Genomic DNA, 13,158 nt, shown 5'->3' with positions numbered 1-13,158 from the left:
ATTTAAGAGGATTTTATGCTGATAATCGATTTTGTATAGATGATTAGGTTTTTATTAATTGCTATCTTTGAAATTCAAAAAATTGCCTTTTATTAATAAAAAATATAATAATATAATGAGTGTTTTACTTTCAAAATTTATAACTAAACATAACACCGCACCTTTTTCGCAAATTAAAATCGAAGATTATGTTCCTGCTTTCAACGAAGGAATTGCTTTGGCTAAAGCTGAAATTGATGCCATTGTAAATAATCCTGATGCACCCACTTTTGAAAACACAATTGTAGCAATGGATTATTCTGGTGATATTTTAGATCGTCTTTCAAGTATTTTCTTCAATTTGAATTCGGCTGAAACGAATGACGAAATGCAGAAAATTGCTCAGGAAGTTTCGCCTTTACTTTCAGAATTAGGAAATGACATTCGCTTGAATGCTGATTTATTTGCAAAAGTAAAAGCCGTTTACGATCAAAAAGAAAGTTTAGGTTTAAATCCTGAACAAACGACTTTATTAGATAAAAAATACAAAAGTTTTTCGAGAAATGGAGCGAATTTGCCAGAAGACAAGAAAAATCAATTACGAGAAATCGACAAAGAATTATCGAAATTGAGTTTACAGTTTGGCGAAAATGTTTTGGCAGAAACCAACAACTTCGAATTGCATTTAACCGATGAAAAAGACTTATCTGGTCTTCCAGAGGGTACAATTGAAGCAGCAAGATTATTAGCTAAAAATCAAGGAAAAGAAGGCTGGATTTTCACTTTAGATCATCCAAGTTATGTTCCATTTTTGACTTATGCGGATAATCGTGAATTGCGTAAAAAAATGGCAATTGCATTTGGTGCAAAAGCATTTCAGAATAACGAATTCGACAATCAGGAAAATGTTTTAAAAATTGCTAAACTGCGTTTTGAAAGAGCTAATTTATTAGGCTACAAAACACACGCACATTTTGTTCTAGAAGAAAGAATGGCAGAAAGTCCAGAGAAAGTTTTCTCTTTTTTAAATGATTTATTAGCAAAAGCAAAACCAGCAGCTCAAAAAGAATTTGCAGAATTAACTGCTTTCGCGAAAGAACTAGACGGAATCGAACAATTAGAAAAATGGGACGGAGCGTATTATTCTGAAAAATTAAAACAGCAGCTTTTTAATTTAGACGATGAAAAACTGAAACCTTATTTTCAATTAGAAAAAGTTTTAGACGGTGCTTTTACCGTTGCCAAAAAATTATACGGCTTAACTTTTACCGAGGTTTTTGATATCGATAAATACCACGAAGAAGTTACGACTTACGAAGTAAAAGATGCTAACGGAAATTTAGTTTCGATTTTCTACGCTGATTTCTTCCCACGAAAAGGAAAAAGAAACGGTGCTTGGATGACTTCATTTAAATCACAATATGTGAAAGACGGCGTAAACGAAAGACCGCATATTTCTAACGTTTGTAATTTCACCAAACCAACCGAAACAAAACCTTCGTTATTAACTTTTAATGAAGTAACCACTTTATTCCACGAATTCGGTCACGGATTACACGGAATGTTAGCCGATACCGTTTATCCAAGTTTATCTGGAACTTCTGTTTACTGGGATTTCGTAGAATTACCAAGTCAGATTATGGAAAACTGGTGTTACGAACCAGAAGCGTTAGCTTTGTTTGCAAATCATTACGAAACGGGAGAAATCATTCCGATTGAATACGTTCAGAAAATTAAAGAAAGTGCAAGTTTTCAAGAAGGTTTAGCAACATTACGTCAGTTGAGTTTTGGATTATTAGATATGGCTTGGCACGGACAAGATCCAACTAATATTACAGACTTAAAAGCTTTTGAAACGGAACAATTTGCTAACACGCAATTGTATCCTGATGTAAAAGAAAATGCGATGAGTACAGCTTTCTCTCATATTTTTCAAGGCGGATATTCTTCTGGATATTACAGCTACAAATGGGCAGAAGTTCTGGATGCAGATGCTTTTGAATATTTCCATGAAAATGGAATCTTTAACGAAGAAATTGCAAAGAAATTCAAAGACAATGTTCTTTCTAAAGGAGGAACAGAACATCCGATGACTTTATACAAACGTTTTAGAGGACAAGAACCGAAACCGGAAGCTTTGTTGAAAAGAGCGGGATTATTATAGAGTTTCTAAGATACTAGCTTCTAAGTTGCTAAGTTTCCTAGAGAATTAAATTTTGAAACCGAAGTAGAAATGCTTCGGTTTTTTATTTGGTTTTACTTTAGCTATCTTCGTATTTTTAAATCCTAATCTTACAAATACCAGCCGTGAAAAAATATTTTAAAATAGCTCTTTACTTAGTAATTATTGGATTAATTGCCATTGTTTCTGTAAACTACTATGTAAAAAATTCAACAAAAAAATACATTCATTATTCAATTAAAAGATTCCCTAAAAACGATGTCGGAATTATTTTTGGTGCGGGAATCAATGGAGATCAGCCAAGCAAATATTTAAAAGATCGTTTAGATGCCGGAATTATGCTTTGGAAAGCAAAACGAATCAATAAAATTCTACTTTCTGGAGATAACGGTCGTGAGGAATATGATGAATTAACGGTAATGAAAAGCTACTGTTTTAATCACGGAGTTGACACAACCAAAATATTTATCGACTATGCTGGTTTTGATACTTACTCTACGATGTATCGTGCAAAGCACATTTTCAAAATTAAAAGAGCCACTTTAATTTCTCAGGAATATCATTTAAATCGCGCCATTTATATCGGACAAAAACTCGGAATAAAATCAGCGGGATATTCTGCAAACCAAGGAGAATATTTGGGTTATAATTATGTTCAGTTTAGAGAATACGGTTCGGTTTTTAAATCCTTTTTTGATGTTTTGAGAAATCGTGAACCTCGCTTTTTAGGTGGAGAAATTAATATTAATGGAGAATCCAATTATTCTAAAGAAGATAAACGATAAAAACTATCGAGGCATTTATCGCTCCGTTGGAGCTTTTGATATTTGAAAACCCTATTTGCTATAAATATTTTGCTCCTCCGGAGCATTTCAAAAAAAATGGGCCGACTCACTTATGAGACAGCCCATTTTCTAATCAGATATTTTTAAGAGAACAAATCTTTACTCTTTGTTCTATATTCTATTTTCTACTTTACTCTTTCTCCAAAACTCGTTTCGCAAGCTTTCCAACCGTCAGTCCTTGCACTACAATAGAAAATAGAACAACAATATAAGTTACTTCAAGTAAAAGGTTTTTGTATTCTCCTTCGGGCATAGAAAGCACTAATGCAATAGAAACACCACCGCGAATTCCGCCCCAAACCAAAACCATTAAAGAACCTTTGTTGTAAGCAGACCTGATTCCGAAGAATTTAAAGATATCAAAGAATTTCCAAGGTAAAACGATAGAAGTTAATCTTGAAAAAAGAACAATAAAAATGGCTACAAAACCTGTTATCAATTGTTTATTTAAATCTGGCAGTAACAACAATTCAAAACCAATAAATAAGAATAAAATAGCATTTAATATTTCGTCGATAAGTTCCCAAAATTTCCCTAGATAATCTTGGGTAACTTCACTCATTGCTACTTTTTTACCATAATTACCAATAATCAATCCGGCAACAACCATCGCCAGCGGACTAGAAACGTGTAAACTTTGCGCAATCAAGAATCCTCCCATTACAATAGAAAGCGTGATTAAAACTGAGACTTTATAATCGTCAATTTTCTTCATAACGTTTGATGCCGAAATCCCAAGAACAGCACCTAATAAAAGTCCTCCAATACCTTCTTTTGCAAATAACCAAGCAATAGAACCAAAAGTCATATCAAATGTTGGATCAGTTGCCATTTTCAAAACAACAGCAAACATTACAACCGCTACTCCATCATTAAATAGAGATTCACCAACAATTTTGGTTTCGATTCTTTTAGGAACTTTCGCTTCCTTTAAAACTCCTAAAACCACAATTGGATCGGTTGGAGAAATTAAGGTTCCAAAAACTAAGCAAAATATATAAGGAATTTTTATTCCTAAAAGGGGTGCAATATAAAAAAGTAAACCAGAAATGATTAAAGCTGACAATACAACACTAACTGTAGAATAAATCATAATGGGAACTTTTTGCTCTTTAAGATCTGCCATATTTACGTGAAGTGCTCCAGCGAACAAAAGAAAGTTCAACATTGCTCCCATCAAGATCTCATTGAAATCAAATTCTTTTATTAAATCAAAAAAATGTTTGGTGGTTGCAGGAAAATAAGAATCTCCTAAAAGACGAATTCCAACCGAAACCAACATCGCAATAATCATGATGCCGATGGTTCCTGGAAGTTTTAAAAATCTTAAATTTAAATAGGCGAAGAAAGAAGCCAGTACAATAAGTACTGAAAATGTGTAGTATAATTCCATAAATGTGATTTTTACAAAAATAGCTGTATCATTATTTAATCAAAAATTCAAGACTTGAATTAACATAACTTTATAATTCGTTAAATATGTTTCAATTATTTTTGAAAGTTTAAAAACTTTTACTTACATTTGACTCATGGAATTCAAAGAAGCAAAAAATAAGTTTGTACAAACCTGGGGAGCATTAGGTTCTCAATGGGGTATTAATAAAACGATGGCACAGATCCACGCTTTATTAATGGTTTCGAACGAACCTGTTTCTATGGAAGATATTATGGAAGAATTGCAGATTTCCCGCGGAAATGCCAGTATGAACTTAAGAGGTTTAATGGATTGGGGAATTGTTTATAAAGAATATAAAGCTGGGGAAAGAAAAGAATTTTTCACAGCAGAAAAAGATTTAGACGAATTAGCAGTTAAAATTTCCAGAGAAAGAAGCAAAAGAGAAATCAAGCCAACGCTAAAAATCTTAAAAGAAGTTTCGACTATCGAACCGAAAGATTCGGCAGAAGAAAAACACTTTGTAGATCAAACTACTAAATTGTATGATTTCGTTTTAAAAGCAGACAATATGTTGGACAAAATGACTGAATTTAATGATAACTGGCTAGGAAAACTGGTTATAAAAATGATGAAATAAAAAAATTTAATCCAAACTTTCATTTTTTTCTGAAAGTTTAAAAATTTAAAAACAACTTATCATGAACTTCTTAAAAGCAGAATGGAAAAACTTAGCACTTTTCAATTATGAAATTGATGCTGAAATTTTAGAAAAATATCTTCCTGCAGGAACTCAAATTGACATTTGGAACAACAAATGTTACGTAAGCTTGGTCGGATTTATGTTTAAAAACACCAAAGTTTTAGGATTGAAAGTTCCGTTTCATACCAATTTTGAAGAAATGAATCTGAGATTTTATGTAAAGCGTTTTGAAAATGGCGAATGGAAACGCGGAGTGGTTTTCATTAAAGAAATTGTTCCTAAAAAAGCCATCACTTTTATTGCCAATACTTTGTATCAGGAACATTATGAAACTCAGAAAATGAAACATGAAATCATTGAAAATAAAAACACGAATACTTTTATTTATCAATGGAAAAAGGATAAAGAATGGAACACAATTGAAATTGAAACCAAAAAAGATTTAAGTAAAATCGAAATCGATTCTGAAGCAGAATTTATTACAGAACATTATTTCGGATACACCAAAATCGATGAAGAAACCACTTTTGAATATGAAGTGACACATCCAAGATGGGAACAATTTGAAGTATTAAACCATCGAATTGATATTGATTTCGAAAAAAATTATGGACCCGATTTTGGGTTTCTTCAAACTCAAAAACCAACTTCTATTTTCTTGGCTGAAGGCTCAAAAATTACAGTGAAGAACAAAAGGAAATTGCAGATTCTTCCTGTTCTAGAAGAAATATATTAAATCTCATAAATCAGGAAACTATGAATCTTAATATCATTGGGTATTTTACCTACCTCAGCATAACTATTTTCATTATCCTAAAAGTGGGGAAAATCTGCTACAAAAACGGAAATATTTTTGTTTTAGAATTAATCCCAAACCACGCTGATCTCTGTCAAAAAATTAATCAGATTTTGCTTTTAGCATATTATCTTTTGAATATTGGCTATTGTGCAATGACTTTAATTTCCTGGCAAAAAAATATTTCTCCGGCTCAATTGATCGAAATAATTTGCATCAAAACAGCTGTCATAATTTTCATTATTTCAATTCTACATTATCTCAACATTTTGATTATAACTAAGTATGTTCAAAAACTAATTCATAACAATAAAAACTAAATATTATGGAAACTACAAAAATCTTAATCGGTTACGGAATTTATTTACCAGTCGCTTTATTTTTAACTTATTATGTTTCTAAAACCCTTTTCAAAAATGGAAAAATCTTTATGCTTGACATATTTAAAGGACGTGAAGATATTGCACAGGCAACTAACAAACTATTTGAAACTGGATTCTATCTTTTAAATATTGGCTTTGCGCTAATGATTCTTGAATTGCAATTGAGCAACGATACTTATCAAGAATTAATCGAAAATCTAAGTTATAAAATTGGCGGATTTTCTATTTATCTTGGAATTATGTTATTCTTTAATTTGTATTTCTTTTTTAGAGGAAAAAGAAAAGCAAAAGAGGCACAGCGAGAAGAAAGATTAGTTTTTAAAGCTTAATAAGATTAACGAAACCCGACAGGGTTAAAAAACTGTCGGGTTTAATACTTGAAAAACACATGAGCAAGCTTATAATCGCAGCAGGAACCGGTTTTCTAGGACAAGTTTTAGTCGATCATTTCAAAAATAAATTTGAAGAGATTGTCATTCTAACCCGAGGGAAATCTCAAACAATTGACGGAATTAAATATGTAAATTGGAACGCTAGAACTTTTTCGGGCTGGGAAAAGGAATTGGAGAATGCTACAGTTTTAATTAATCTAGCAGGAAAGTCTGTTGATTGCCGTTATACGAAAGAAAACAAAAAAGAAATTCTTTTATCTCGAATCGAAAGCACCAAAATTCTAAATAAAGCGGTTTTAAATTGTCAAAATCCGCCGAAACATTGGCTGAATTCATCAACCTCAACTATTTATCGATTTTCATTAGACAAACAAATGGATGAAATTGATGGAGAGATTGGAAATGACTTTTCTATAAATGTGGCGCTTTCTTGGGAAAAAGCATTCTTTAAAACTGAAACTCCAAAGACTTTAAAAACTGCTTTGCGAACTTCGATTGTTTTAGGAAAAAATGGCGGTGCTTTTATTCCGTTAAAGACTTTGGCTAAAATTGGTTTTGGAGGAAAACAAGGAAAAGGGAATCAGTTTATAAGTTGGATACATGAGGCAGATTTTGCCAATGCAGTTGATTTTATTATTCAAAAAGAAACTACTGGAGTTATAAATGTAGTTTCTCCAGAACCAATTCAAAATGTTGATTTTATGCAAAAACTAAGAATAGCGGTTGGTTTTCCATTCGGAATTCCGATGAACAAATTCTTTCTTGAAATTGGATCTTTTTTTATTCGAACTGAAACAGAATTGGTTTTGAAAAGTAGAAATGTAATTCCTAAGCGACTTCTAGAAAATGGGTTTCAATTTAAGTTTGGGAATATTAATAAGGCTTTTCGAGATTTAATTTAGAACCCAAATTCACATAGTTTTGTCATTTCGACGAAGGAGAAATCTTCGCAAGTAACTCCGCTCCAATAAGCCAATCTTTGTCGAGCCTCTTGTGGAGATTTCTCCTTCGTCGAAATGACAAGAGTAAGTAAAAAACAAACTTAAACCAATGACAACAATATAACTCACAACCAAAATAAAAGCCTCAAAACAAATCGTTTTTGATGCTTCAAGAAATATCGATATTCATCAGCAATCGGCAAGTCCTTCAAAAGAAAAAGCAATTGCTGGTGTAACGTCTAGTTTAATTAATTTAAACGAAACCGTAACTTGGCGAGGCAAACATTTTGGGCTTTACCTTACTCACAAAAGCCGTATCACTGCAATGAATTTCTATGATTATTTTGTGGATGAAATGGAAGAAGGAAAATTCAAGTCGTTTAAACACGAACATTTTTTTGAAGAAGAAAATAATCATACGATCATGAAAGACCTTTTACAATATGAAACTCCATTTGGTATATTCGGTAAACTTTTTGACATTTTGCTTTTGCAAAAACATCTTACTAATTTTCTTTTGGAAAGAAATAAGGTTTTGAAAGCCGTTTCTGAAAAATTCGTTTAATATAAATTGCTTAATTTTATAAGTATTATTCTTAAAAAGAATTAATTATAAATTAAAAAAAAACATACTTATGAAATTAAAAACGATATTGACTTTAATTCTTTTTGTTATTTCTTTTGTCGGGTTTTCTCAAAGTAATTGTACAACTCTTAAAGGATGTGAAAGAAAGCTTTGTGAATTAAACACAAAATTAGCTGCTGCGAAAAAAGCTGGAAATCAAAATCAGATAAAAGGTGTTGAAGAAGCGATTGCGCAAACCAAGAAAAACTGCACCACCAAAACAGTCAACAAAGATCTTGACAAAAAGGTAAAAGAGAAACAGCAAAAAGTCAATGAAAGAACTGCTGATTTGAACGAAGCGATTAAGGATAAGGAAAGCAAAGAAAAAATCGACAAGAAAAGAAAAAAACTAAATGAGGCTAAAGCAGATTTGAATAAAGCTTTGGCAGAACAAAAAACAAAATAGTTTTTTGAAAATTTGTTTTCGCAGATTAGGCAGATTTTAAAATATTAATTTCAATTGCCTCCAGTTTTAGCTGGAGATTAAATGTGTTCAAATGTTGAAGGCTTTAGCCAAACTTTATCTTTCGGCTAAAGCCTTATTCAATACTTCTTTTTACCTCCAGCTAAAACTGGAGGCAACTCAAAAAATTAATAAATCTTCTTTTGAAAATAAATTTTCTCATTTTACGGTTTGCGTGAGGGATAGAGGCGGTATCCTTTTATGCAGCGGAGCGGAATAAAAGATTTAGCCGAAAGCCCGACCCGGAGGGACACGCCCAAAATAATATTATTTAGAAAACACAATCATTAACCACCAAAAAATAGGTACGGCTTCGACCCAGAAAGAAGTATAATATCTAGAACGATTGGTGTTGGCAAAAAGAATAAACAGCATTAAAGTTACCACCATAATGAGGTTAATGATAAGATCATGAAGCGTAAAAGTCAATATTCCTAAAACCCAAAACGGAACTAAAAGCGAAAATCCTAAAATCTTAGTTCTTTTTACACCAATGGTCTGCGGAACGGTTTGCAAATGCGGATCGTCATTGGCCAAATCCAGGATTTCGAAAACCAAAATCAGCACAAAAACCAAAACAAAACGCTGAATGCATTTTATAAAAAAGTTGGCTGTAAAAGGAATTTCGGCATTTATATAAGGTAAAACCAAAGTGGCGCCAACCCAGCAAAGTGCGACAATATAAATTTTTACGCCTGCCCAGTTTCGGGCATTTTTTCTGTTTGGAAAAAACGGTAAAGTATAAAGCGCCGTTATGGCAAATATTACTACGGAAACAATTTGTGTAATTCGTTTTAAATGGAAAAAATAATACCCCACCAAAAGGAGCGAAATGAAACTAAAAACGGCTATAATTTTGAGCTGATTTCCTATTGGTTTTTTCTTGACGCGAACCAAGGCATCGTACTTTACGAAATTATATCCTACAATTGTTCCAAAAAAAACAAACAAGGTCATTGGTTCATCATATTGAATATGAAAGAAGTAAAACGTAATTCGGACCAAAGCATAACACGATAAAGCCACGTGAATACTGCTGTTTAAATAAAAATCGAAAATTTGTTTTAGAAGTTTCATGCCTCAAATCTAATCAATTGGTAACAAATCAACTCTTTAGTTATAAAATTGATAAAAATTGAAGTTAAAAATACCTATTAAATTATTAATAATACTTAATTTTGCGCCACAAAAAAACAACACATTTACTTTTAAATGTGATTCGTATGTCAAAAGGGTGTACGAACACATCAATTTAAAAAAAATAGATAGCTACAAATGAAAACAGATGCTTTTGCTTTAAGACACATTGGTCCAAGAGAAACTGATCTTCAGCACATGCTGAAAACTATTGGAGTTGACTCAATTGAGCAACTTGTTTACGAAACCCTTCCGGACGATATTCGTTTAAAAGCACCTTTGAACTTAGATCCTGCGATGACAGAATATGAATTCGCAAATCACATTCAAGAATTAGGGAAGAAAAATAAAGTATTCAAATCATATATTGGTTTGGGTTATCATCCAACTATCGTTCCTGCGCCGATTCAGAGAAATATCTTCGAAAACCCAGGATGGTATACTGCTTACACGCCTTACCAAGCAGAAATTGCTCAAGGTCGTTTGGAAGCTATTTTAAATTTCCAGACTACTGTTATCGAATTGACAGGAATGGAAATTGCAAACGCTTCTTTACTTGACGAAGGTACAGCTGCTGCTGAAGCGATGGCTTTACTTTTTGATGTTCGTACTCGTGATCAAAAGAAAAACAATACAAACAAATTCTTCGTTTCTGAAGAAATTTTACCACAAACTTTATCTGTACTTCAAACACGTTCAACTCCAATTGGAATTGAATTAGTTGTTGGAAACCACGAAAACTTTGATTTTTCAACTGAGTTTTTTGGAGCTATTTTACAATACCCAGGAAAATACGGTCAGGTAAACGATTATAGTGCTTTTGTTGCTAAAGCAAAAGAAAACGAAATCAAAGTTGCCTTTGCTGCTGATATTTTATCATTAGCAACTTTAACTTCTCCAGGAGAAATGGGAGCTGCTGTAGTGGTTGGAACTACACAACGTTTTGGTGTACCAATGGGTTACGGTGGTCCTCACGCTGCTTACTTTGCTACTAAAGAAGAATACAAAAGATCTATGCCAGGTCGTATCATTGGAGTTTCTATTGACGTAAATGGAAACCGTGCTTTACGTATGGCTTTAGGAACTCGTGAACAACACATTAAACGTGAAAAAGCAACTTCAAACATTTGTACTGCTCAAGTTTTACTAGCAGTTATGGCTGGAATGTACGCAGTTTACCACGGTCCAGAAGGATTAAAATACATTGCAAACAAAGTTCACGCATCGGCGGTTACTACTGCTGAGGCTTTAAATAAAATTGGAGTTTCTCAAATTAACTCTGCTTACTTTGATACTATTTTAGTAAAAGCAGACGCTCAAAAAGTAAAAGCTGTAGCAGAGAAAAACGAAGTAAACTTCTTCTACGTTGATGCTGATACAATTTCTATTTCGTTAAACGAAACGACTTCAGTTTCTGACATCAACCAAATCGTTGCGATTTTTACTGAAGCTTTAGGAAAAGAAACGGTTTCTGTTTCTGAATTAACTGAAGCTAGTCAATTACCTGCTTCATTAGAAAGAACGTCGTCTTTCTTAACACATGATGTATTCAACAATCATCATTCAGAAAGTCAGTTAATGCGTTACATCAAAAAATTAGAGCGTAAAGATTTATCATTGAATCACTCAATGATTTCATTAGGTTCTTGTACAATGAAGTTAAACGCAGCTTCTGAAATGTTGCCTCTTTCAATGCCAAACTGGAACAGCATTCACCCGTTTGCACCAGTTGAGCAAGCAGAAGGTTACATTACAATGCTTAAAAAATTAGAGCAACAATTAAATGTAATTACTGGATTTGCTGGAACAACTTTACAGCCAAACTCAGGTGCTCAAGGAGAATATGCTGGATTAATGGCAATTCGTGCTTACCACATGTCAAGAAACGAAGGCCACCGTAATGTATGTTTGATTCCTTCATCTGCTCACGGAACCAATCCTGCTTCTGCAGCGATGGCCGGAATGAAAATCATTGTTACGAAAACTACTCCAGAAGGAAATATTGATGTAGAAGATTTAAGAGAAAAAGCAATTGAGCACAAAGATGATTTATCTTGCTTAATGGTTACGTATCCTTCTACTCACGGAGTTTTCGAATCTTCAATTATTGAAATCACAAAATTAATCCACGACAATGGCGGATTAGTATATATGGATGGTGCAAACATGAACGCGCAAGTTGGATTAACAAATCCTGCTACAATTGGTGCCGACGTTTGTCACTTAAACTTACACAAAACATTCGCTATTCCTCACGGTGGTGGTGGACCTGGTGTTGGACCAATCTGTGTGAACGAGAAATTAGTTCCTTTCTTGCCAACAAACCCAATCTTAAAAGTAGGTGGTGAACAAGCTATTACAGCAATTTCATCTGCACCTTACGGATCTGCTTTAGTATGTTTAATCTCTTATGGTTACATCACAATGATGGGTGCTGACGGATTAAAAAGTGCTACAGAGCACGCAATCTTGAATGCGAACTATATGAAATCTCGTTTCGAAGGTCACTACCCAATTCTTTACACTGGAGAATGCGGAAGAGCTGCTCACGAAATGATTTTAGATTGCCGTGCATTTAAAGAAAACGGAATCGAGGTTGGTGATATCGCTAAACGTTTAATGGATTACGGTTTCCACGCTCCAACAGTTTCTTTCCCAGTAGCAGGAACTTTAATGATCGAACCAACTGAATCTGAAGATTTAGCAGAACTAGATCGTTTTTGTGATGCTCTTATCTCAATTAGAAAAGAAATTGAAGTTGCAACAGCTGATGATAAAAACAATGTATTGAAAAATGCACCTCACACATTGGCAATGTTAACCACAGACAATTGGGATTTCCCTTATACTAGAGAAAAAGCGGCTTACCCATTAGAGTATATTGCTGACAATAAATTCTGGCCATCTGTTCGTCGTGTTGACGATGCTTATGGTGACAGAAATTTAGTTTGTAGCTGTGCTCCTATTGAAGCTTACATGGAAAGCTAAAATTTAGTTTTCTTATAATGAACAAACCCGACAGGTTTTAAAAACTTGTCGGGTTTATTTTTGTTTCCAGTTTCAGGTTTCAGGTTCTAGCATAACTTGAAACCTAAAACTTTCCACATCAAACAACAAAGAAGAAATCTGATTTAAAGAAACATAACTTTCTGCTAATCTTTTGTGAAATTATTTCAATAAAATCAAGGTAAAAGCAAAAAAAATTAGCCTCGAAATCTCCTTCAATCGTTTGAAATCTAGGAAATATTAAAAAATCATTAGAAAAAAGACAATATATTTACAGAAAAATAGTTATTTCATAATTATATGCATGCATACT

At 33.1% G+C, this 13,158-nt stretch carries 11 protein-coding genes; 9 read left to right on the top strand and 2 right to left on the bottom strand.

Annotation, left to right across the window (positions count from 1 at the left end):
• Window positions 1-115: 115 nt before the first annotated feature.
• On the top strand, window positions 116-2,143 hold the full coding sequence (locus SOM12_RS07795; protein WP_320492977.1) for a M3 family metallopeptidase: 2,028 nt from the start codon (window positions 116-118) through the stop codon (window positions 2,141-2,143).
• A gap of 143 nt (window positions 2,144-2,286) precedes the next feature.
• Window positions 2,287-2,946 (top strand): SanA/YdcF family protein, encoded by a 660-nt coding sequence (locus SOM12_RS07790; protein WP_320492976.1) that lies wholly within the window; start codon window positions 2,287-2,289, stop codon window positions 2,944-2,946.
• Between the two features lie 190 nt (window positions 2,947-3,136).
• Here SOM12_RS07790 and SOM12_RS07785 read toward each other — a convergent pair whose 3' ends face one another.
• A complete protein-coding gene (locus tag SOM12_RS07785) occupies window positions 3,137-4,399 on the bottom strand; it encodes a cation:proton antiporter (RefSeq protein WP_095931524.1) in 1,263 nt (420 codons plus the stop codon).
• Window positions 4,400-4,535: 136 nt separating this feature from the next.
• Here SOM12_RS07785 and SOM12_RS07780 point away from each other — a divergent pair, with 136 nt between their 5' ends.
• The 6 genes from SOM12_RS07780 (at window position 4,536) to SOM12_RS07755 (ending at window position 8,645) form a co-directional block, all read left to right on the top strand.
• Window positions 4,536-5,039: a GbsR/MarR family transcriptional regulator gene (locus SOM12_RS07780; RefSeq protein WP_095931525.1), complete on the top strand. Its 504-nt coding sequence runs from the start codon at window positions 4,536-4,538 to the stop codon at window positions 5,037-5,039.
• 61 nt (window positions 5,040-5,100) lie between these two features.
• On the top strand, window positions 5,101-5,838 hold the full coding sequence (locus tag SOM12_RS07775; protein ID WP_320492974.1) for a DUF2071 domain-containing protein: 738 nt from the start codon (window positions 5,101-5,103) through the stop codon (window positions 5,836-5,838).
• Window positions 5,839-6,223: 385 nt separating this feature from the next.
• Window positions 6,224-6,610, top strand: a complete 387-nt coding sequence (locus SOM12_RS07770) for a hypothetical protein (RefSeq protein WP_095931528.1) — start codon at window positions 6,224-6,226, stop codon at window positions 6,608-6,610.
• 59 nt (window positions 6,611-6,669) lie between these two features.
• Window positions 6,670-7,575: a TIGR01777 family oxidoreductase gene (locus SOM12_RS07765; RefSeq protein ID WP_320492973.1), complete on the top strand. Its 906-nt coding sequence runs from the start codon at window positions 6,670-6,672 to the stop codon at window positions 7,573-7,575.
• Between the two features lie 364 nt (window positions 7,576-7,939).
• On the top strand, window positions 7,940-8,179 hold the full coding sequence (locus tag SOM12_RS07760) for a hypothetical protein (protein WP_320492972.1): 240 nt from the start codon (window positions 7,940-7,942) through the stop codon (window positions 8,177-8,179).
• Window positions 8,180-8,249: 70 nt separating this feature from the next.
• Complete coding sequence (locus SOM12_RS07755; RefSeq protein ID WP_320492971.1) at window positions 8,250-8,645, top strand: DUF1090 family protein; 396 nt, start codon at window positions 8,250-8,252, stop codon at window positions 8,643-8,645.
• 324 nt (window positions 8,646-8,969) lie between these two features.
• Here the strand turns inward: SOM12_RS07755 and SOM12_RS07750 are convergent, their stop codons facing one another.
• Window positions 8,970-9,779 carry a hypothetical protein gene (locus SOM12_RS07750; protein WP_320492969.1) on the bottom strand — a complete coding sequence of 270 codons (810 nt, stop codon included), beginning with the start codon at window positions 9,777-9,779 and terminating at the stop codon, window positions 8,970-8,972.
• 198 nt (window positions 9,780-9,977) lie between these two features.
• Here SOM12_RS07750 and gcvP point away from each other — a divergent pair, with 198 nt between their 5' ends.
• On the top strand, window positions 9,978-12,827 hold the full coding sequence (gene gcvP, locus SOM12_RS07745; protein ID WP_320492968.1) for an aminomethyl-transferring glycine dehydrogenase: 2,850 nt from the start codon (window positions 9,978-9,980) through the stop codon (window positions 12,825-12,827).
• The last annotated feature ends 331 nt before the right edge of the window (window positions 12,828-13,158 follow it).

It is taken from the genome of Flavobacterium sp. CFBP9031, assembly GCF_034044945.1.
Lineage (GTDB): Bacteria > Bacteroidota > Bacteroidia > Flavobacteriales > Flavobacteriaceae > Flavobacterium.
The sequence above is the reverse complement of the archived record's forward strand: the minus strand, read 5'-3'. Positions and strand labels throughout refer to the sequence as shown.

Excerpts from the sequence above, each read along its gene's own strand:
- SOM12_RS07795 (WP_320492977.1), top strand. The coding sequence starts at position 116 with ATGAGTGTTTTACTTTCAAAATTTATAACTAAACATAACACCGCACCT.
- SOM12_RS07785 (WP_095931524.1), bottom strand. The coding sequence starts at position 4,399 with ATGGAATTATACTACACATTTTCAGTACTTATTGTACTGGCTTCTTTC.
- SOM12_RS07780 (WP_095931525.1), top strand. The coding sequence starts at position 4,536 with ATGGAATTCAAAGAAGCAAAAAATAAGTTTGTACAAACCTGGGGAGCA.
- SOM12_RS07775 (WP_320492974.1), top strand. The coding sequence starts at position 5,101 with ATGAACTTCTTAAAAGCAGAATGGAAAAACTTAGCACTTTTCAATTAT.
- SOM12_RS07770 (WP_095931528.1), top strand. The coding sequence starts at position 6,224 with ATGGAAACTACAAAAATCTTAATCGGTTACGGAATTTATTTACCAGTC.
- SOM12_RS07765 (WP_320492973.1), top strand. The coding sequence starts at position 6,670 with ATGAGCAAGCTTATAATCGCAGCAGGAACCGGTTTTCTAGGACAAGTT.
- SOM12_RS07760 (WP_320492972.1), top strand. The coding sequence starts at position 7,940 with ATGAATTTCTATGATTATTTTGTGGATGAAATGGAAGAAGGAAAATTC.
- SOM12_RS07755 (WP_320492971.1), top strand. The coding sequence starts at position 8,250 with ATGAAATTAAAAACGATATTGACTTTAATTCTTTTTGTTATTTCTTTT.
- SOM12_RS07750 (WP_320492969.1), bottom strand. The coding sequence starts at position 9,779 with ATGAAACTTCTAAAACAAATTTTCGATTTTTATTTAAACAGCAGTATT.
- gcvP (WP_320492968.1), top strand. The coding sequence starts at position 9,978 with ATGAAAACAGATGCTTTTGCTTTAAGACACATTGGTCCAAGAGAAACT.